Here is a 19,590-nt window from a genome sequence, read left to right as displayed (position 1 = left end):
AAACAGAAAGATCAACTGGTAGTAATCCGTACTGAACATATTATACATTATTTTCAGTATAGTTGAGCTTATTATTGACTAGAGTCATGCTCCATCGCGCGGGTTGGCAGTTCCAACTCAGTCTGCCTTAGGGGGCCGGGAACTCTCTTGGATCCCTTGCCCCGGCTCTCCCTGAGAGCTAGAAGGAATGGGCCCCAGAGTCACCGGATGTATTCCTTCAACACGCTGTTGCGGTTGGGGTGGCGCAACTTGCGCAGAGCCTTAGCCTCGATCTGCCGGATTCGCTCACGGGTGACATTAAAGATCTGGCCGATTTCCTCCAGAGTTTTCATGCGGCCATCATCCAAGCCGTAGCGCAACTTCAACACATCCCGTTCGCGGGCGGTGAGGGTTTCCAAAACGCTTTCCAGATCTTCTCTGAGCAAGACTTTGGCCACCCGATCCTCCGGCGTCTCCCCATCCGACTCGATAAAGTCTCCCAGCCGAGAATCCTCTTCCTTGCCGATGGGGGTTTCCAAAGAGATGGGAAGCTGGGCCGACTTGGCGATAAAGCGCAACTTCTCGATGGTGATCTCCATGCGGGTGGCGATCTCCTCTTCGGTGGGCTTGCGGCCCAATTCCTGGGAAAGCAACTTGGTTACCTTTTTGATGCGGGAGATCGTCTCGTAGAGGTGGACAGGCAGGCGAATGGTGCGGGATTGGTCGGCAATGGCGCGGGTGATGGCCTGTCGAATCCACCACGTCGCATAGGTGGAGAACTTGTAGCCCTTCTCGTGGTCGAATTTCTCGGCTGCCCGAATCAGGCCCAGGGATCCCTCCTGAATCAAATCCTGAAAAGACAGGCCCCGGTTCATGTACTTTTTGGCGATGGACACCACCAAACGCAGATTAGACTGCACCATCTTTTCTTTGGCCCGCCGCCCCCGATGCAACCGCCGCCGAAATTCCGGCAAGGACATCTTGACCTCTTCTGCCCAGAGGGTGTCCGGCACCTCTTCTGGGTCTGACCAGAGGCCCATACGCTGAAAAACGGCCTCGCGAGCGCGCTCTAGCTCCAGCAGATCGGCAATTTTTCGGGCCAACTCGATTTCTTCATCGGCCCGCAGCAGCCGAATACGCCCAATTTCCTGTAAGTAGACCCGGATAGAGTCATCGGTGTAGGGCTTTTTCTTACTGGCAGCTTTGCGCTTTGAGCGACCTTTGGCACCGGCGGCGGCAGCCTCTCCATCCTCCTCTGCTGCCTCTTCGTCGTCGTCATCCTCATCAAAAGCATCAGTGTCACCGGTATCCAGTTCGCTCTCGAGGGTATCTGTCTCGGTGTCCAACTCCAGGGTGCCAGAAGGTGGATTTTCCAGATCCGATTCGAGAAGAGCTGTTTGACCAGATTTCACCAATTCCTTTGCTTGAGCCATGCTGAGTTCCTCGTGATCCTAATCACAGACAACTAAAGGTGACTAAGGGAGCTTAGACGCCAAAGGGAGAGGAGCAAGTTGCAGCCCTGCTGCATCCCACAACGCCAGAGTGAGGGAGCCGATATCCGCAAGCCAAAGCCTGAGTTGCCCTAGGCAAGCCTGCCCGCTTCTGGATAACCGATTGCTCGGGTCAATCTGGAAGCAGATATCGCTCATGGGGCTCAACTGAACTGGCGCAAGACCCGTCATCTTGGTGGGCGGAACCTCTCAAGATGGCGAGAGGTGGATCTTTCTCTTCGCCAATCCTGCGACGGGGTGCGAGGCACTTCACTGGGGGGGCGGAACATTCAGCACCTTAACCACTCCAACCCGCGAGGAGAAGATCGCTCTACAGCAGGCGGCAAGTGACCCTGGGAGGAACACTTGCGAGCAACTGTAGCCGTTCACACCAAAACGTCTTCCCTAAATTAGCCCGACCTGGGGGAAACAGCAACGGGGCAGGCAAAGAAAATGTTAAATTCACCTCAACAATGGCCAAGATGGGATCCCTGGCCCCTCGGTCTAGTCCGGGCAAATGGCTCGATGCTAACTTAAATCAGACTCTAGGTCGATGACACCCTGCCTGTCTTTGACTTCTATGACCCATCCCTTCCTGCACTGTCTCCAGGAACGTGTAATTGTCTTCGATGGGGCGATGGGATCCTCCCTCCAGGCCCAGAACCTGACGGCAGCGGATTTTGGTGGGCCGGAACTGGAGGGCTGCAATGAGATGCTGGTGCTGACCAAGCCGGAGGCGGTGGAACAGGTGCACCGGGGCTTTCTGGAGGTGGGGGCAGACGTCATCGAGACCAATACCTTTGGGGCTACCTCCATTGTTTTGGCCGAATATGGGATCCCGGAAAAAGCCTACGAGCTGAACGTGGCGGCGGCGCGACTGGCCAAGCGGGTAGCAGCCGAGTTTGCGACGCCGGAAAAGCCCCGTTTTGTGGCCGGCTCCATTGGCCCCACCACCAAGCTGCCCACCCTGGGGCACATCAGCTTTGATGAGATGCGGGCTGCCTACGAGGAGCAGGTGCAGGGGCTAGTTGACGGTGGGGCGGATCTGCTGATCATCGAGACCTGCCAGGACATTTTGCAGACCAAGGCGGCCCTGGTGGCCGTGCAGCAGGAGTTTGCCCGACGCGGGATCCGCCTGCCGGTGGTGGTGTCCCTGACCTTTGAGGTGCAGGGGACAATGCTGGTGGGCACGGAGATCGGGGCGGCCCTGGCCATCCTGGAGCCCTATCCCATCGATGTGCTGGGCCTCAACTGTGCCACTGGCCCAGACAAGATGGTCGAACACATCCGCTATCTGTCCCGCCATTCTCCTTTCCCCATCTCCTGCATCCCCAACGCTGGCCTGCCGGAAAACATCGGCGGCAAAGCCCACTACAAGCTCACCCCGGAGCAGTTGCGCTTCCACCTGGAGCACTTTGTGCGGGATCTGGGGGTGGCAGTGGTGGGAGGCTGCTGTGGCACCCGTCCGGAGCACATCGCCGCCTTGGTGGAAGCCGTGCAGGGGTTGCGGCCCAAACGTCGTAGCATCGAACGGATCCAGGCTGCTGCCTCGATTTATGCCCCTCAGCCCTACCTGCAGGAGAACTCTTTTTTGATCATCGGCGAGCGGCTGAATGCCAGCGGCTCCAAAAAGATGCGGGAGCTGCTCAACGCCGAAGACTGGGACGGCCTGGTGGCCCTAGCGCGGGAGCAGGTGCGGGAGGGAGCCCACATCCTGGACGTGAATGTGGACTACGTGGGCCGGGATGGCGTGCGGGATATGCGGGAGCTGGTCTCGCGGCTGGTTACCCAAATCCCAATTCCCCTGATGCTGGACTCCACCGATTGGCAAAAGATGGAAGCGGGCCTCAAGGTGGCGGGGGGCAAGTGCCTGCTCAACTCCACCAACTACGAAGACGGGGAAGAGCGCTTCTTCAAGGTGCTGGAGCTAGCTAAAACCTACGGCGCCGGGGTGGTCATCGGCACCATCGACGAAGAGGGCATGGCCCGCACCGCCGACAAGAAGTTCCAGATTGCCGAGCGGGCCTATCGCCAGGCGGTTGAGTACGGGATCCCGCCCTACGAGATTTTCTTTGACCCTTTGGCCTTGCCCATTTCCACCGGCATCGAGGAAGACCGGGCCAACGGGGCAGCCACCCTGGAGGCCATCCGCCGCATCCGCCAGGCTTTCCCGGAGACCCACATTCTCTTGGGCATTTCCAACATCTCCTTTGGGCTCTCGCCGGCAGCCCGCGTGGTGTTGAACTCGGTGTTTTTGCACGAGTGCCGTGAAGCTGGGCTGGATGCCGCCATCGTCAGTGCCGCCAAGATCCTGCCCCTGAACAAGATCCCCGAAGAGCAGCAGCAGGTGTGTCGGGATCTGATCTGGGATCGGCGGCAGTTTAACGCCGTTCGCGTTAGCGGGACGGAGTCCTCGGGCATTTGCACCTACGATCCTCTGGCGCGGCTGACGGAGCTGTTTGCGGGAGTTTCCGGGAAGGAACTGCGCTCTGGCGGATCTTTTGCAGATTTACCCCTGGAGGAGCGGCTGCGGCGGCACATCATCGACGGCGAGCGGATTGGCCTGGAAGAAACCTTGGCAGAGGCGCTGCAGAACTATCCCCCCCTGGAGATCATCAACACCTTTTTGCTGGACGGCATGAAGGAGGTGGGGGAGCTCTTCGGCGCTGGCAAAATGCAACTGCCCTTTGTGCTGCAATCGGCAGAAACCATGAAAGCGGCGGTGAAATACCTGGAGCCCTTCATGGAAAAGGTGGGAGGGGAAGTGTGCAAAGGCACTCTTTTGATTGCCACCGTCAAGGGGGATGTCCACGACATCGGCAAAAACTTGGTGGACATCATCCTCACCAACAACGGCTACAGGGTAATTAACTTGGGCATCAAGCAGCCGGTGGAGAACATCATCGAAGCCTATGAAAAGAGCAAGGCCGACTGCATTGCCATGAGCGGCCTGTTGGTAAAATCCACCGCCTTTATGAAGGAGAACTTGGAGGTGTTTAACGAGCGGGGCATCACGGTTCCCGTCATTTTGGGAGGGGCTGCCCTCACCCGCCGCTTTGTGGAAGAAGACTGCCGCCAGACCTACAAAGGCCAGGTGATCTATGGCCGCGATGCCTTTACTGATCTGAACTTTATGGATCGGCTAATGCAGGCCAAGGCTGCTGGCCGCTGGGATGACCGGCTGGGTTTTCTGGACGACCTAGAGCTGGGATCCCCCTCTGCCAATGGCCAGAAAGAGGCTTCTTGGGTTCCAGAGGAAACGGATCCCAGCCTGCCCCCTGCGGAGACCACCGTGGGAGCTGCTCCCGCCCTCACCCTCTCCGAGTCCCAAGACACCCGCCGCTCTGAAGCCGTTGCCCTGGAGACCGAGCGACCCATCCCGCCTTTCTGGGGATCCAAACTTCTCGCCTCGGATCAGATCCCCTGGCCGGAAGTCTTCTTCTACATCGACAAGCAGGCCCTGGTAGCCGGCCAGTGGCAGATTCGCAAGCCCCGCGACCAGTCGGCGGAGGAGTTTGCCGAGTTTATCGCCACCCAGGTGGAGCCGGTGATCGAGCGCTGGAAAGAGCGGATCCTGGCAGAAGATCTGCTGCACCCCCAGATTGTCTACGGCTATTTCCCGGCGCAGGCGGAAGGAAATACTCTAATCCTGTTCGACCCGGCCAGCTTCCCGGAGCTGTTTGCCCTGGAGCCAGGCTCCACCACCTATTTCCAACTGCCCACGGTGGAGCGCCCGCAACTCTCTCCAGGGGTGCGGGAATTGGCCCGCTTCACCTTCCCCCGCCAAAAGAGCGGCCACCGCTACTGTATCGCCGACTTCTTTGCCGATCGCTCCACTGGCCTAGTAGATGTCTTCCCCATGCAGGCGGTTACGGTGGGCCCAGAGGCCACCGCCTATGCCCAGCGCCTGTTTGCCGAAGGCCAGTACACCGACTACCTGTATTTCCACGGCCTGGCTGTGACCCTGGCGGAAGCCCTGGCGGAATGGTGCCATGCCCGCATCCGGCGGGAGCTGGGGTTCGGCCACGAAGATAGCCCCGACATCCGCAAGATCCTGCACCAGGGCTATCGGGGATCCCGCTACAGCTTCGGCTATCCCGCCTGCCCCAACATCGCCGACCAACGGGTTCTGCTGCAGGTGCTCCAGGCCGAGCGCATTGGCCTCACCATGGACGAAAGCGATCAATTGGATCCGGAACAGTCCACCACCGCCATCGTTGCTTACCATCCGGCAGCCCGCTACTTCAACACTTAGGCTTAGCTTGTCGGGGTGTGGGGGTAGCTAAGCCCCGCACTGTACTCGTAGAGTCAGTGTCGGGATACAGATACCCCCACATGGTGTATGATGGGAGTACTTGCACAAAACGGCTTTTGCCGGAATCTGGTGCAACTACGCGGTAGGGCATTCCGTGTCTGCTCGTGGAGGGTTCTTGCGTAGGCTCCCCGATGAAGCGAGAAGCCCACGCTGTACCCGTAGGGTCAGCGATGGGAGTATGTCACGCCCTCATCTCCAACCTCTCTCAGGGGAAGAGGGGGAACTGTCGAGAACGGCTAGCGGGATCCCAGGCGGGAGCGGCTGTTCGCGTCAGCGGTGCGGAGCACTCCGCAGGGGGAAGCCCACGACCAAGATCAAGGTAACCAGAATGATCAAGGTGGAGAGGGCATTGATTTCCGGGGTAACTCCTCGTCGCGCCGTGCTGTAGATCAAAATTGGCAAGGTCAGGCTCTCCGGCCCACTGGTGAAAAAGGAGATGACGAAATCATCTATCGAAAGCGTAAAAGCTAGCAAAGCGGCAGCCTGGATCCCTGGCATGGCCAAGGGCAAGGTGACATAGCGTAGCTTTTGCCAGGTGTTTGCATAGAGGTCATAGGCGGCTTCCTCCAACGCAGGATCCAAAAGTTGGAGACGGCTGCGCACCACAATAGCCACAAAAGCAATCTGAAACGTAATGTGGGCCAAGATCATCGTCCCCAAGCCCAGCTCAAAGAGGCCCGTGTAAAAGCGCACAAACTGGTAGAACAGCAGCAGCGCGATGGCCATCACAATATCGGGGACGATCACCGGCAACAGCATCAGCCCCTGCAGGATCTTTTTACCGGGGAAGCGATAGCGATATAGCCCATAGCCCAGCAGGGATCCCAGCAGCGTGCTGACCAGGGTGCTGACCAACGCCAGGACGAGGGTATTTTGCGTGGCCTGCCAGACCAGGGCATTCTGAAACAGGGAAAGGTACCAATCGAAGGTAAAACCTGTCCACGCCAGGCCAAAGCGGGCTCGGTTAAAGGAGTAGACGGCGATCAGCAGAATTGGCAGGTAGAGAAAACCATAGATGGCGTAGCTCACGCCCCGCAGCCAGCTAGGTATCCTTGCCAACATTCGCGTGTGCTATCTCAGTTGCGTCTATCCCACTGTAGAGCAGGCTGCCAAAATTGCAGCAACTCCCTAGGCTTTATACACCCGCCTACAACCCTGTCCATCACGCTAAAGTCCGTTATCAATGGGATACGTTATCAATGGGATATCAATGTGAGGTTATCTGTGGCTGGATTTGTTGAATTGATGATGGGATCCCTGAAGCTGTAAAGACGGCAATCAAAGAACGTGAGCCAAACGAAATGTTTTGCTGTTCGCGTTAGGGGGACGGAGTCCTTGCCTTATTCGGGCAACCCGATACCTGTGACTGGGAAATTGGCAGCACAGGCATTCCCCAACGCCGGCAGTGGGCACTTCCGCGAGGATTGCTAAACTTAGGCTCGGAGTGGTGTGAAAAAGCTGCAACCCATGCCCAAAAGCAGTTCTGGTCGTCTTCGAGAAAAACAAAATCCAGAGGAACCGCACGCGAAAACCAAGGGTATGTCTCGGCCTGTCGGTCGCGTCAGCGGGACGGAGTCCAAACCGTTGCGGTGGGGCAATACAGCCTACTGGGAGGCGGTTGGGTTGATGTTGCTAGGGATCCTGCTGATCGTTTATCGCTGGCGGGGCACCCTGCTGATGTTGATCAATCCCGGCTACGTGAATGTGGCGCTGTTGGCTGGGCTATGTCTGTTGGGCTTGGGGATTGGCCGTTGGCGAGGAGCCAAAGTCCCTTCTTCTGAAGTCCATTCCTCGCTACTGGGGCCGCGGCTGGGCGCAGGACTGTTGATCCTGACAGCACTGCTGGGGTTTTGGGTCGAGCCACGACCACTCTCCAGCCAAACTGCCCTCAACCGAGGGGTATCTCCCTATCTGGGAGCATCTCGTAGCCAGCCGCAGGCTTTTCGCCCCAAGCTCGACCCCCGTCAGCGAACTCTGCTGGACTGGGTGCGCACCTTGGATGTCTACCCGGATCCCTACACCTATGAAGACCAGCCGGTGCGGGTGCAGGGGTTCGTCATTCCTGACGAGCGACCCGACCACTTTGTTATTGCTCGGTTTTTGGTTAGCTGCTGTGCTGCCGATGCTTACCCTGTGGGCTTGCCGGTGCGCTGGCCAGAGGCAGAGCAGTTAACTGCCGACAGTTGGCTGCGTCTGGAGGGGCGCATGGCTGTGGAGCAGCGGGATGGATTATCTCAGTTGGTGATCGTTGCCGAGCGGCTGGAGCCGATACCGGTGCCGCCAAACCCCTATGCCGACGAATAAGAGCAGGCGCTTAGATATCGGTTTAGATATCGGTTTCGCTCAGCTTGGCGCTCAGGTAATCGAAGGGCTCGGCCACAAAGCTATAGTCTTCGCCAGAGCCAAGCAGCTCCAGGGTGCGGGTTTTCATGTTTTGAATGCCAATCACCGTCGGGGCGATGGGCACGCCGAGGGAGTTGTAGGTCTCCCGCAAGCCCGCCAACACCCGCTCATCCAGAATACTGTTATCGGCAGCCACCAGCGCGTAGGAAGCGTAGCGCAAGAAGTAGTCCATATCCCGCAAACAGGTGGCATAGCGGCGGGTGGTGTAGGCGTTGCCTCCCGGACGAATGAGATCTGGCACCTGGGCGAACATGGCCGCAGCAGCCGTTTTGACGATATCCACTGAGTTGAGATTGATCACGTTCACGGCCTTGATGCGCCGCAGCCCCGAGTCATAAAAAGCCTTGAGCGCATCCATTGCCTCCCGATCCAAGTAGCGGCCCGTCAGGTCGTAGGTTTTGATCAGTGTGGTTACGGCATCCCGCATATCCCCAGCTCCATTCTTGTGACTTTATTTTGTAAAGTAGCTTGAGATGAAAAAATGAGAAGAGATTTTGCCGGACAACATCCAAAGGTCAACCTTGGAAAATCGAGCCAGAGCCCGGCAACGGCGACGCTTCAGGCTCCCCTTCGCCCTCAGAAGTTTAGCATGCAGGGGTTTCTTTCCCACTTCCCTCTGAGACAATGGCCAATGTTGTTACGAAAATGTAACCTTTCTGCAACACTCTAGGGATCCGGCGACAACACCCGCAGCGGCTTGAGCTGACCTGCCTGACCGTACCCCAAGCCCAAAAACTTGCCCGCCTCGTCCAGCACCCGCAAAGTAGGGGCATCGACAACAGGCCGGTCGAGGAGAATGGCCCGACCCTGCAGCCACTGCTTCGCTTCGGCGGAAGAGAGCTGTACCGCACCCCAATCGGCAAATCCCCACTCGATGGGCAGCAGGGCAGCAGCGGGATCCGCGGATCCCCGCCATTTCTCCAGGGGCAGGCTTTCTGCGATGCGAAAGGGGCCACTTTGCAGCCGTCGCAGCCGGCTCATCAGCCCTCCACAGCCCAATTTTTCCCCCACATCGCGGGCAAGGGCACGAATGTAGGTGCCGGGGCCACAGGCAACTTCCAGATCCACTTCCGGAAAGTCTCCGGCTCGCCAGCCCAGGATGCGCAGTTGCCGAATGACCACCCGTCGGGGTTCCAACTGGAGTTCCGCAGCCTCCACGCCGGCACGGGCCAACTGGTAGAGCTTTTTCCCCTGGCGCTTAAGGGCGCTGTAGAGGGGCGGCACCTGCCAGATCTCGCCGGTAAACTCCCGCAAGCACTGCTCTACCTGCTCGCGACTCAACCCAGGACAAGGGGATCCCACCCGGATCTGCCCTTCGGCATCGTCGGTGTCGCTGCGCTGTCCCAATCGGAAGGTTGCTTGATACACCTTATCCCCCGACAAAAACGACAAAAAGCGTGTTGCCCGTCCCACCGCAATCGGCAAAACCCCCGTTGCCGCCGGATCCAAGGTGCCCCCATGCCCCACCTTGCGGGTGCGCAAGACCCGCCGCACCACTGCCACACAGTCGTGGGAGGTGAGCCCCGCCGGCTTGTCCAGGTTGAGAAAGCCCTCCAGGGATCCCATGCCAGGCATAATATGCATCAACAGTTAAGATTTGTAACTGAGCTGCCCTAGCGCTTAACATGGGGTTAACTTCCGTCTCTGAGTTTGAAGCACCCATGGCTCAGTCTGACCTGTTCTTTCAGCCTATCTGGCAACGCCTCCTGATGATTGCCCCCTTTTTCCTGTGGGGCTCAGCAATGGTGGTGATGCGAGACGCCCTCTCCGAGACCACCCCCCTCTTTATTGCCATTCTGCGGTTGTTGCCGGCAGGGATCCTGGTTCTGGCCTTTCGGCTCTGGCAGGGGCGGGGCTCTGCGGCCTCTCACGCCTGGCATCCCAGAGGGCTGCGCGGCTGGCTATGGGTGTTGGCGTTTGCGCTAGTGGACGGCACTTGTTTTCAGGGATTTTTGGCCCAAGGGCTGAAAGAGACAGGGGCAGGCCTGGGATCCGTGCTAATCGACTCGCAGCCGCTGGCGGTGGCTCTGATGGCCACCTGGTTTTACCGCGAGCGGATGGGATCCCTAGGCTGGCTGAGCTTGGGGCTGGGAGTTTTCGGCATTGGCCTCATCGGCCTATCCGGCGAGGGATCCCTGCAGTTGGGGGCCGGCGTCGTTTGGATGTTGATGGCCTCCCTGTCGATGGCCATCGGCACCGTGATGATGCCCAAGGTGGCGGAGGTGGCGGATCCGGTGCTGGCGACGGGCTGGCACATGGTGTTGGGCAGCCTGCCCTTGATCCTGCTGTCGGGACTGACGGAGACTCAGCAATGGCAACACCTGAGCGGAACCCACTGGCTGGGCCTTCTCTACGCTTCGGTGATGGGGAGCGCCTTGGCCTATGCCCTCTTCTTCTATTTCGCCTCTCAGGAAAACCTCACCGAGTTCAGCTCCCTGACCTTCCTCACCCCCATCTTTGCCCTGCTGTTTGGCAGCACCTTTCTGGGGGAATCGCTGACGCGGCTGCAATGGCTGGGAGTGGGCATCACTCTGGTCTGCGTGTATTTGATTAACCACCGGCAAGAATGGCAGGAGCGCCTCCACCTGGGCTGGAAAGGGATCCTCTCAGAGCTGGGTTTAGACTGGCTGGTGAGCGCCTTGAGCACCGTCGAGATCCGCGATGGCAACCCCGACTGATCAAAGCTTGGGCAGGGCTCCCTTAGGGGGGCAAGAACCCCATGGCCTCTCTCACCCTTTGTAGCGTTTGCTCGGCGATGGCCCGGGCCTTAGCGGCATTCTCCCGTATCAGAACGAGCAGGTGGTCGGGGTTGCTCCACAGTTCCCGGTAGCGCTGCTGAATGGGCTCCAGGGCAGCGATGATGCTGTCGGCAAGGAGGGGCTTGAACTGCCCCCACCCCATCTCGGCACACTCAGCCGCCACCACCTCCTTGCTTTTGCCGGAGGTGAGCATGTAAATCGTCAACAAATTGTGGGCTTCGGGACGAGCCGGATCGTCAAAAGTAATGCCCCGAATGGGGTCGGTCTTGCATTTTTGGATCTTCTTGCGGATGGTATCCGGGTCATCCAGCAGATGAATACGGCTGAAATCCGAGGGATCCGACTTGGACATCTTCCGCGTACCGTCGGTTAAGCTCATCACCCGCGCCCCCTCCGGACGAATCAGGGCCTCTGGGATCGGAAACACCTCTCCAAAACGGTCATTGAAGCGGCGGGCAATATCCCGACACAGCTCAATATGCTGCCGCTGATCCTCCCCCACTGGCACATACTTGGGTTGGTAGAGCAAAATATCCGCCGCCTGCAAAATCGGGTAGCTGAACAAGCCAACGCTGGTCTCCTCTCCCTGTTTTTCTTTCTTCTCCTTGTATTGGATCATGCGCTCCGCCCAGTTCATGGGGGTGATGGTGTTGAACAGCCAGGCCAGCTCCGTATGGGCAGGCACGTGGGACTGGACGAATAGCACGCAATGCTCCAGGCTGAGACCGCAGGCCAAATAAAGGGCAAACAGCGAACGGGTTCGCTCCCTCAGCAGCTTAGGATCCTGAGGAACGGTGATGGCGTGTTGATCGACGATGCAAAAAAAGTTCTCGTAGTGCTCCTGCTCGGCCACCCAGTTTTTAATTGCCCCCAAGTAGTTGCCCAAATGCAGTTCGCCAGAGGGCTGAATGCCAGAGAGGGTGCGCGGCTTGGCCATAGGGAAAGCAAATCTCAAACGCCAACAAGACGGAGGACAAGAGCAAGGAAAGTCTTTTTCAGGATATCAAGAGAGGCGCAACCCGTTGGTTCATGATGGAAAAAAGACGCCCAACCCCACACCATGTTAGACTCAGAACCCGAACTGTTACGTGCTGCCAACCACTATGTGCTGCTGATCCCGGGCTTGCCGGAGCAATTTCTCAGCCCTGAGGAATTGCAGGAGTTTCTCGTGCGGCTGTTGCAGGAACATCCCCACCTGGTGGATGCAGATCTGGCCCGCTATCCCACCCCTCAAGCGCAGGCACAGCGGCTGATCGACACCGCCTGTGAGATCGAAGTTTCCCCCGGCGAAACTGTGCAGTGGCATCCTGTGCGCCTGAGCAAGCGCTCTTCGACACAGTCTTGACAGGTCGGAAGTTCCTTGACAAGGCCGTTTGTGGCCTCGTCGCGACAGCGTTGCAGTTCCCCTGCCGTAGCCTGAGACAGAGCCCTCATGGAGTTGTGTTTCGGATCCCGCCTTGGGCGTGATACAACGCAAGAAAGAAATCCTGAGTTCTAAGTTCTAAAAGAGGTCAGCCATGCCGCGCAGCATGAAGAACGACAACTTCATCGACAAAACCTTCACCGTCATGGCCGATCTGATCCTGAAGCTGCTGCCAGGGGTGAGTTCTGAGCAAAAGAAAGCCTTTGCCTACTACCGGGATGGCATGGCCGCTCAGAGCGAAGGAGAATATGCCGAGGCCCTAGAAAACTACAGAGAAGCCCTTGCCCTGGAGCAAGGGGAAGAAGACCGCAGCTACATCCTCTACAACATGGGCCTGATCTACCAGAGCAACGGCGAACTGGACAAGGCTCTGGAGTACTATCACCAAGCTCTGGAGTTGAACCCAAGACTTTGCTCTGCTCTGAACAACATTGCCGTGCTGCTGCACCACAAGGGCGAGCTGAGCCTGCAAGCCGGGGATGAGGAAACAGCAGAGTCCCTGTTCGACGAGGCTGCCCAGTACTGGATTCGGGCCATTCGCATTGCGCCCAACAACTACATCGAGGCCCAAAACTGGCTGAAAACCACCGGGCGCGCCAACCTGGAAGTGTACTGAGCCTTCCTGCAGAAGGACTCCGTCCCGCTAACGCGAACGGTTGCGCTCAACTACCCTAGACTAAGTTAAGTCGATAACCTGCGAGCCGGAGGAGAGGATGCTGCAACGGGAAGAAGTCCAACATGTTGCTCACTTGGCTCGTCTGGAGCTGACCGAGGAGGAAGAGATCCAGTTCACAGAGCAGCTAGCAGACATCTTGGCCTATGTGGAGCAACTGAAGGAGCTGGACACGGAGGGGGTAGAGCCCACCTTTCACGTCCTGGACATGGAACTGCCCACTCGCCCCGATGAAGTTGAGCCCTACCCGGATATCGAAGGGATCCTGGCCAACGCCCCTGATCGAGCTGACATGTTCTTCAAGGTGCCTCGCATTTTGGAAGAAGAAGACTGACATGGGTCGGCAGGGATTCGAACCCTGGGCCAATCGGTTAAAAGCCGAGTGCTCTACCGCTGAGCTACCGACCCAAGTTTGCAGCTTCGTCATATTAGCAAAGCTTCTGTCACATTCGCAAAGGTTCTGGCCGTATCCCCAAAAATCTTGCTATGCTGGACTCAAGTCAACCCTGGGGCTGTAACGGTTTCGACGGGGTGGCGAACATGGGTTCATGATGCAGGTCGGGATTGAGCTTCTCCCGTTACTACCAGGCTCAAAACAGTACGTGCGAACAACGTCGTACCCTTTGCTCGTAAAGCAGCTGCTTTGGCTGCCTAAGGCTCAGTAACCGAAAACTTACTCTGAGCTCGAGGATCTGCTCACGACCCCGTTAAGTGGGCGGATCACAACCCCAACGGGTGCAGCTCTCTACTCCGGCTCCGTCGAGGGAGAGACCAAGATCAGGCGGAGAACTCCCATCGCCGGGATCCAAACGGCGATTCCCGCCTCGAGGGTCAAAGAGGCTAAACCTGTGAATGAGTGATCCCTCAGTACCCATCTCGGACACGGGTTCGACTCCCGTCAGCTCCATCTCCCAGCAGTTAACTACGAGCCAAAAACTGCCAGCTTTCAGCCATGCCCTAGGAGCAGATCCTGCTCAGTTTCTAAAGGTTTTACGGAGCGTGGGCGAGTTTGATGACAAGGTGCCGGTTTTTGTCCACCGCAACCCAGCCCTGCTGGCGAAAGCGGTTTAGGAGACGGGTAATGGTGACCCGGGTAGTGCCGATGGCATTGGCCAAGTCCTGGTGGGTAAGGCGCACTTGCAGGCGCACCCCTGTTGCAACCGGGGATCCCAGCTCCACAGCCAAAAGGGAGAGCAACTGGCGCAGCCGATCCTCTACCCGCCGCCGTCCGGCCAAGGCGAGCAATGCTTCGGTTTGGCGCAGCCGACGCACCACCTGCTTGAGCAGCCCTTGACTCAGGATCTCTGAGGCTTCCACCTCTGCTGCCGGCAGCCGCAGCACATCAACTGCCGTCAAAGCCTTAGCTTGGTAGGGATCCAGCATCGTCAGAGGGGATCCCAGGGGCATGGAGGGGCCGGCAAACCCCAACAACGCCTCACCGCCATTGGGATAGAGGGTGGTCAACTGTACCACGCCCCGACAGACGATCACCCATTCCTCAGGAAACAGAGGGATAACCTGGCCGGGAGTGTAGGGGGATAAACTGCGGCTTCGGTAGAGGTCTTCCAGCAGTTGGCGCTCCCGTGTGGACAGGCCGGCAGCAAAATGGCTAGGCATTGCTTCAGGCATAAGCTGGCTCCGCTAGGAAAACTGGGCGCACCGGTCGTTGGGCTCCCCCTTGCAAACCAACAGCAATGGGTTGGCCGTCAATGCTGAGGTGGGGGCGAGAGCATGACTCTAGTCAATAATAAGCTCAACTATACTGAAAATAATGAATGTATAATATGTTCAGTACGGATTACTACCAGTTGATCTTTCTGTTTACTTTCGAGTCTGCCAACATGGTAGCCAAAGCAAAGCAGAAAATTGGTAGTAAGACGACACGGAAACTGCGCTTTGGGTATTCTACTCAAAGCTTTGCGGGATACCGCCATTCTGTTTGGACTCCGTCCCGCTAACGCGAATGGAAACAAACAGAATGCTATCGCTGCATAGTTGAACAGTGATGTTCAGCAGTGTTCAGCGTAAATGTATCAGATAAGTGTTCCCGACAACACCTTAGCGCTTGCCTTCCAGCCTGAGGTAAAGGCAAAGTTATGCACAGGTTAAGTGTGGCTGCCTCGAGAGAAGAGACAAAAGGAGAACCCGGCAAAGCTGCAGGGATCCGGATCCGGTAGGATCGGAAGCAGGGTGCTCCGCACCGCCAACGCGAAAGTGTTCAAGCCCTCAGGAGATCTGTCGTGACGCTGATGGTTCGTGTGATTACCCCCGACCGCACGGTTTGGGATGCCCCCAGCGAGGAAGTGATCCTCCCTGCCACTTCGGGCCAATTGGGCATTCTCACTGGGCACGCCCCCCTCTTGACCGCCATCGGCAATGGCGTTATGCGGGTCAAAGCCGATGGAAAGTGGTTGGCCATTGCGGTCATGGGCGGATTTGCAGAAGTCGAAAATAACGAGGTAACCGTCCTGGTCAACCGAGCAGAGCGGGGTGAAAAAGTGGATAAGGCAGCGGCTCAGGCCCTCTTGGACGAAGCAAGCAAAGTTTTGAATACCAGCAGCGACAAGCAAGAGCGCTTGCAAGCCAAGTTGGATCAACAGCGAGCCAGGGCCTTGATCCAAGCTGCCGAGATGGGCAGCAAGACTGGAAGCTGACCCTGTCCCGGCGCGGGATCTGCAGATGGAGCTCAAGCTGCAGGAGAGATGGAGGGGCTGAGGCGCAGCCAGGGGGCCATTTTCGATCTTTGGGGATTGGCTTTGTTAGCTAGACCGCCGGGAAGCCCCGCCCTCCGTTAGTGACTAGTGACTAGTGGCTGGTCACTATCCACTCACCACTATCCAGGGTAAGGGTCGGGATAAAAGGCGAGGACACGATGCTTCGTCCTTACTGGTGCTATGACCGGCGTAGCAGGATTTTATACCCTCATCATGAGAACTGCTTACCAGTATCGCTTACGCCCTACCTCCAGCCAAGTTGCTCTAATGGAGCAATGGCTAGACTTGTTACGCAAGCAGTACAACTACCGCTTGGCAGAGCGCTTTGCGTGGTGGGAACACAATCGCTGTGCTATCAATGCTTGTCCCCTAGTCTGTCATTTGCCCCAGCTGAAAGACAAGCCCGATTTCTACTCCCAGAAACGGGACTTGGTGAGCACGAAAGCCCTGTTTCCGCAGTACAGAGCAGTCCATTCGCAAGTCCTGCAAAACTGCATAGAGCGAGTGCACAAAGCATTCGACCGCTGGCTGAAGGGGGACGGTAACGGCAAGCGGGCAGGGAAACCCAGATTTAAGGGAGTTGGGCGGTATCGCTCCTTCAGTTTCCCCCCGATGCAACAGGACTGCATTTGCGGGCAGTTTATCCATCTGCCCAAAATCGGTGCTGTTCGCATAATTCAGCACCGTCCTTTGCCTGAGGGCTTTGTGATTAAGACCGCTGCCATCACCCGCAAGGCAGACGGGTGGTATGTGACCTTGAGCCTGCAAGATTCATCTGTCCCCGTATTTACCCCTGACCCGCCAACACTGGAGAACACGATGGGGATCGACGTGGGGCTGGACTCCTTTTTGGTGACCGATGCGGGGGAGTCTGTTCCAGTTCCCCAGTACTATCGCAAGGCAGAGCTCAGGCTCAAGAGGTTGCAGCGAGCCTTGTCTCGCGAGAAGAAGGGGTCAAACCGCCTATGGCTAGTGACTAGTGGATAGTGACCAGTGGATAGTGAATAGTGACTATCCACTAACCACTATCTCAGCGCAAAGATTTTCATGACAAAACAGCGAACTGGCTGGTAAGCAAAGGCAAGCATATTGGGTACGAAGCCCTGAATATCAAAGGTATTGCGAGGACCCGACTAGCAAAATCTACCTATGATGCTGGGTGGGGACAATTTCTGCAAATGCTGGCAGTCAAGGCTGAAAGAGCTGGGCTGAGGGCGATTGCAGTGAATCCCAACGGCAGCAGTCAAAACTGCTCTCGGTGCGGTCAAAGAGTACCGAAAGCGATTCAAGACAGGTGGCATTCTTGTTCCCATTGTGGGCTAGAACTAGGGCGCGACCACCATGCGGCCATCAACATCAAGCACAGGGCGGTGGGGCATCCCGTTCTTTTCGCGTCAGCGGGACGTAGTCCTCAAGCGCAGGAAACGTCCTTTTCGCGCTAGCGGCGCGGAGCGCTTTGCGTCAGCATGAGTGCGGGAGTATGTCACAACAGCTCAAGTTGGAATAGAACTGTTTCGTCGCGGTATCCATAGCACCCCTCTCCTTTTGGAAGAAGGGCTGGGAGTGAGGGAGAAAGGCTCAGGTCAAAGGCTGCCAATGGCCCGTTTCAGTTGCACCAAGGCGCGATTGTAGGCGATTACAGCATTGGAAAGGTTGCCACGGGCAGTGGTGAGAGCAGCTTCAGCATTGATCACCTCGGTTTGGGTGCCCACCCCTGCTTGCAAACGCAGCCGGGCCAAGCGCAGGCTCTCTTCTGCCGAGGCAATTGCCACTTTGGCCGAGTCGATCTGTTCACGGCTGGAGCTGAGGGTCAGGAAGGCTTCTTCCACCCCCCGCTGGATTTCGTTGCGGGTGCCGACGAAGTTGCTCACGGCCACCTGCCCGTCGATCTGAGCTTGGCGGGCTTGGGCAGCCGCTTCTCCCCCATCGAACCAAGTCAAGCTGAAATTGGCTCCGACCGAATAGCCAACATCAAAGCTATCGCGGCTGGCGTTGAAATCGTTAACGGCATCGAGGCTGGCGAATAAGCCAATTCGGGGGCCATTGCGGGCCTGTGCTAGGCGCACACGGCTTTGGGCCTGCTCCAATTCTCGGCGTCGGCGCTCCAATTCCTGTCGTTGGGCAAAGGCAGCAATGATGGTCTCTTCCAGGCTGAGATCCCACTCTCCCATCGGCTCGATGCGGTCGCTGGCCAACACGTCGGTGGGGCTGGGGAAATTCAGCAGTTCGGCCAGGCGGCGGCGATTCAGTTGTTGGGTGTTTTGAGCCGCCAGCAAGGTTTGTCGATTGTTGGCCAATTCCGTCTCTGCCTGGAGAATCTCAAAGCGGGTACCCAGCCCGGCCCGTTCTCGGGCTTGAGCATCCCGCAGGGTGGCTTCGGAACTTTCGACGGCAGCTTGGCTGATGGCAACCCTGGCATCTGCGCTTTGCAGATCGTAGTAGGCATTGGCCACAGCTTGTTTGACCGTCTGCAGCGTTTGCTCCAGTTGCAGTTGGGCGATGCGCAGAGCTTCCTGGGCCAGCTTCAGGTTTTGCTCCCTGAGGCCACTGTCAAAGGCGGTATACTCCACCCGCACCACACTGGCCGAGAGGGTGTGGGATTCGCGCCTTGGCCCACCACCAGGAGAGGGAGCCTCACTGTACTGGTAGTTGGCACGGCTGGAGAGGGTGGGAGCAAAGGCAGCTTGAGCTAGAGCTACCCCGGCCTCGGCCCGCTCGACAGTCAGTCTGGCCTGCTGCACAGCCGGGTTCTGGGCAACGGCGATCTCCAGAGCTTCTTCCAAAGACAAGCCCTCCCTTCGCTCGATGCGCACCTGCAAGGGGGATTGGGGCACCACCAATTCTTCAGCCGTCAAAGCCCCCTTTAGAGTCAGGTCAGCCGCAGGGGTGGAGTCAGCAGGGTTGGGGGGAATCGATAGGGTGGGGGGGGGTGGGGGGGTGAGGATTTCGCGGCTGTTGGGCAGAGCAAAGGCAGCAGAGCTGGGAGATTCCGGCTGAGCAAGAGCAGGGACAACCCAGAGCAGGCTCAACAGTAGGCCACAGGGAGCAGAACAGGCAAGGCACAACTGGGATCCCGCCGAGTTTGTCTGCCGTTGAGGAAGTTGAAGCGGATCCCTGGCTCCATTTTGCATCGCCATCGTGCGGTCATTCTCAACATCACCCCTAGCAGTATCGCAAAAGAAAGGACAAAGATAAGACGGTTTTCCGCAGGCTCGCTGGCTGCCCTGTTCGGGCCATTGGAAGGGGATCCCCGCATCATTTGCCCCCGCAGCAACGAGGCCAGTCTGCTTCTGCCGGGATTTGGATCCCTGGGCCCAGGCGAGGCGCCTCTACACCTAGGCAGAGATGTTTTGGAAGGCAACCAATGCATCTACAACGCATCTACACTTGAGTCACAGTCGCCAGACTGCTGAGTTCAAGGCTTACGGCCCGCCCGCGCGAACAGAGCGGTTGACTACCCTGCCGCTGCCTTGAGTCCATCACAAAGTTGTCTTACAGGACAGGGCTTTAGGCCCAGTTTTTTGGTAGATTTTTTGAGGTGGTGCAGCCATTTGTCCGCGATGGCGATGGTGGGTGGTGTGGGTGATGAGAGGGGGCAATGTGGCAGGTTCTCAGAGCAGCAGCGGGCCGGAGTTCATATCGAAGGATGAGGAAATCTCTTCCCGTCGGCCTCGCGCCCCGCGACCGAAAAAAAGCGAGCCGAACCCTCCTGCCCAGCTCCGAGATTTGGGAACTGCGGAAGCAAAAGCGCAGCCAAAACGGCCAGATAACACTCCGTGCCGTGCGGAGCGGGAGCGGCAAGAGCAAGATCAGCCTTCTGGCTTGAACCCGCCC

At 57.8% G+C, this 19,590-nt stretch carries 14 protein-coding genes, 1 tRNA gene, 1 other RNA gene and 1 pseudogene; 9 read left to right on the top strand and 8 right to left on the bottom strand.

Going from position 1 to position 19,590, the window contains the following annotated elements:
- Positions 1–200 precede the first annotated feature (200 nt).
- Positions 201–1,412, bottom strand: a complete 1,212-nt coding sequence (gene rpoD, locus ACVWY9_RS11580; protein WP_457388461.1) for an RNA polymerase sigma factor RpoD — start codon at positions 1,410–1,412, stop codon at positions 201–203.
- Between the two features lie 637 nt (positions 1,413–2,049).
- Here rpoD and metH point away from each other — a divergent pair.
- Complete coding sequence (metH, locus tag ACVWY9_RS11575; protein WP_457388459.1) at positions 2,050–5,724, top strand: methionine synthase; 3,675 nt, start codon at positions 2,050–2,052, stop codon at positions 5,722–5,724.
- Positions 5,725–6,054: 330 nt separating this feature from the next.
- Here the strand turns inward: metH and ACVWY9_RS11570 are convergent, their stop codons facing one another.
- On the bottom strand, positions 6,055–6,846 hold the full coding sequence (locus ACVWY9_RS11570; RefSeq protein WP_414355744.1) for an ABC transporter permease: 792 nt from the start codon (positions 6,844–6,846) through the stop codon (positions 6,055–6,057).
- A 477-nt stretch (positions 6,847–7,323) separates the two neighbouring features.
- Here ACVWY9_RS11570 and ACVWY9_RS11565 point away from each other — a divergent pair, with 477 nt between their 5' ends.
- The gene (locus ACVWY9_RS11565) at positions 7,324–8,088 is read left to right on the top strand and encodes a TIGR03943 family putative permease subunit (RefSeq protein WP_457388457.1); all 765 of its coding nucleotides are present in this window, start codon (positions 7,324–7,326) and stop codon (positions 8,086–8,088) included.
- Between the two features lie 22 nt (positions 8,089–8,110).
- Here ACVWY9_RS11565 and apcB read toward each other — a convergent pair whose 3' ends face one another.
- Together apcB and truB are read right to left on the bottom strand one after the other, a co-directional pair.
- Complete coding sequence (gene apcB / locus ACVWY9_RS11560; protein WP_011433791.1) at positions 8,111–8,614, bottom strand: allophycocyanin subunit beta; 504 nt, start codon at positions 8,612–8,614, stop codon at positions 8,111–8,113.
- Between the two features lie 239 nt (positions 8,615–8,853).
- The gene (truB, locus tag ACVWY9_RS11555; protein WP_457388455.1) at positions 8,854–9,771 is read right to left on the bottom strand and encodes a tRNA pseudouridine(55) synthase TruB; all 918 of its coding nucleotides are present in this window, start codon (positions 9,769–9,771) and stop codon (positions 8,854–8,856) included.
- Positions 9,772–9,848: 77 nt separating this feature from the next.
- On the opposite strand from truB, the gene ACVWY9_RS11550 reads away from it, so the two are divergent.
- Positions 9,849–10,865 carry a DMT family transporter gene (locus tag ACVWY9_RS11550; RefSeq protein WP_414416942.1) on the top strand — a complete coding sequence of 339 codons (1,017 nt, stop codon included), beginning with the start codon at positions 9,849–9,851 and terminating at the stop codon, positions 10,863–10,865.
- Positions 10,866–10,887: 22 nt separating this feature from the next.
- Here ACVWY9_RS11550 and trpS read toward each other — a convergent pair whose 3' ends face one another.
- Positions 10,888–11,883, bottom strand: a complete 996-nt coding sequence (gene trpS / locus ACVWY9_RS11545) for a tryptophan--tRNA ligase (RefSeq protein ID WP_457388453.1) — start codon at positions 11,881–11,883, stop codon at positions 10,888–10,890.
- 123 nt (positions 11,884–12,006) lie between these two features.
- On the opposite strand from trpS, the gene ACVWY9_RS11540 reads away from it, so the two are divergent.
- The 3 genes from ACVWY9_RS11540 to gatC all read left to right on the top strand — a co-directional run bounded on the left by ACVWY9_RS11540 (position 12,007) and on the right by gatC (position 13,376).
- A complete protein-coding gene (locus ACVWY9_RS11540) occupies positions 12,007–12,291 on the top strand; it encodes a chlororespiratory reduction protein 7 (protein ID WP_011433795.1) in 285 nt (94 codons plus the stop codon).
- Between the two features lie 172 nt (positions 12,292–12,463).
- The gene (locus ACVWY9_RS11535; protein WP_414388507.1) at positions 12,464–12,985 is read left to right on the top strand and encodes a photosystem I assembly protein Ycf3; all 522 of its coding nucleotides are present in this window, start codon (positions 12,464–12,466) and stop codon (positions 12,983–12,985) included.
- A 97-nt stretch (positions 12,986–13,082) separates the two neighbouring features.
- A complete protein-coding gene (gene gatC / locus ACVWY9_RS11530) occupies positions 13,083–13,376 on the top strand; it encodes an Asp-tRNA(Asn)/Glu-tRNA(Gln) amidotransferase subunit GatC (protein ID WP_457388450.1) in 294 nt (97 codons plus the stop codon).
- A 2-nt stretch (positions 13,377–13,378) separates the two neighbouring features.
- On the opposite strand, the gene ACVWY9_RS11525 is transcribed toward gatC, so the two are convergent.
- Positions 13,379–13,450: transfer RNA gene (locus tag ACVWY9_RS11525), tRNA-Lys, on the bottom strand.
- 100 nt (positions 13,451–13,550) lie between these two features.
- Between ACVWY9_RS11525 and ssrA the strand changes: the two genes are divergently transcribed.
- Positions 13,551–13,952, top strand: a transfer-messenger RNA (tmRNA) gene (ssrA, locus tag ACVWY9_RS11520).
- Positions 13,953–14,032: 80 nt separating this feature from the next.
- Here the strand turns inward: ssrA and ACVWY9_RS11515 are convergent.
- The gene (locus ACVWY9_RS11515; RefSeq protein ID WP_011433798.1) at positions 14,033–14,671 is read right to left on the bottom strand and encodes a Crp/Fnr family transcriptional regulator; all 639 of its coding nucleotides are present in this window, start codon (positions 14,669–14,671) and stop codon (positions 14,033–14,035) included.
- 611 nt (positions 14,672–15,282) lie between these two features.
- Here ACVWY9_RS11515 and atpC point away from each other — a divergent pair.
- Positions 15,283–15,696 carry an ATP synthase F1 subunit epsilon gene (gene atpC / locus ACVWY9_RS11510; RefSeq protein WP_011433800.1) on the top strand — a complete coding sequence of 138 codons (414 nt, stop codon included), beginning with the start codon at positions 15,283–15,285 and terminating at the stop codon, positions 15,694–15,696.
- Positions 15,697–15,969: 273 nt separating this feature from the next.
- A pseudogene (locus tag ACVWY9_RS11505) lies at positions 15,970–17,198 on the top strand (RNA-guided endonuclease InsQ/TnpB family protein).
- A 141-nt stretch (positions 17,199–17,339) separates the two neighbouring features.
- Here the strand turns inward: ACVWY9_RS11505 and ACVWY9_RS11500 are convergent.
- Positions 17,340–18,893: a TolC family protein gene (locus ACVWY9_RS11500; protein WP_457388448.1), complete on the bottom strand. Its 1,554-nt coding sequence runs from the start codon at positions 18,891–18,893 to the stop codon at positions 17,340–17,342.
- Between the last annotated feature and the right edge of the window lie 697 nt (positions 18,894–19,590).

The organism is Thermostichus sp. OS-CIW-31 (genome assembly GCF_054060305.1).
The sequence above is the reverse complement of the archived record's forward strand: the minus strand, read 5'-3'. Positions and strand labels throughout refer to the sequence as shown.

Excerpts from the sequence above, each read along its gene's own strand:
- ACVWY9_RS11565 (WP_457388457.1), top strand. The coding sequence starts at position 7,324 with ATGTCTCGGCCTGTCGGTCGCGTCAGCGGGACGGAGTCCAAACCGTTG.
- ACVWY9_RS11500 (WP_457388448.1), bottom strand. The coding sequence starts at position 18,893 with ATGGCGATGCAAAATGGAGCCAGGGATCCGCTTCAACTTCCTCAACGG.
- ACVWY9_RS11570 (WP_414355744.1), bottom strand. The coding sequence starts at position 6,846 with ATGTTGGCAAGGATACCTAGCTGGCTGCGGGGCGTGAGCTACGCCATC.
- ACVWY9_RS11515 (WP_011433798.1), bottom strand. The coding sequence starts at position 14,671 with ATGCCTGAAGCAATGCCTAGCCATTTTGCTGCCGGCCTGTCCACACGG.
- metH (WP_457388459.1), top strand. The coding sequence starts at position 2,050 with ATGACCCATCCCTTCCTGCACTGTCTCCAGGAACGTGTAATTGTCTTC.
- gatC (WP_457388450.1), top strand. The coding sequence starts at position 13,083 with ATGCTGCAACGGGAAGAAGTCCAACATGTTGCTCACTTGGCTCGTCTG.
- ACVWY9_RS11550 (WP_414416942.1), top strand. The coding sequence starts at position 9,849 with ATGGCTCAGTCTGACCTGTTCTTTCAGCCTATCTGGCAACGCCTCCTG.
- rpoD (WP_457388461.1), bottom strand. The coding sequence starts at position 1,412 with ATGGCTCAAGCAAAGGAATTGGTGAAATCTGGTCAAACAGCTCTTCTC.
- truB (WP_457388455.1), bottom strand. The coding sequence starts at position 9,771 with ATGCATATTATGCCTGGCATGGGATCCCTGGAGGGCTTTCTCAACCTG.
- ACVWY9_RS11540 (WP_011433795.1), top strand. The coding sequence starts at position 12,007 with ATGTTAGACTCAGAACCCGAACTGTTACGTGCTGCCAACCACTATGTG.
- ACVWY9_RS11535 (WP_414388507.1), top strand. The coding sequence starts at position 12,464 with ATGCCGCGCAGCATGAAGAACGACAACTTCATCGACAAAACCTTCACC.
- trpS (WP_457388453.1), bottom strand. The coding sequence starts at position 11,883 with ATGGCCAAGCCGCGCACCCTCTCTGGCATTCAGCCCTCTGGCGAACTG.
- apcB (WP_011433791.1), bottom strand. The coding sequence starts at position 8,614 with ATGCGGGATGCCGTAACCACACTGATCAAAACCTACGACCTGACGGGC.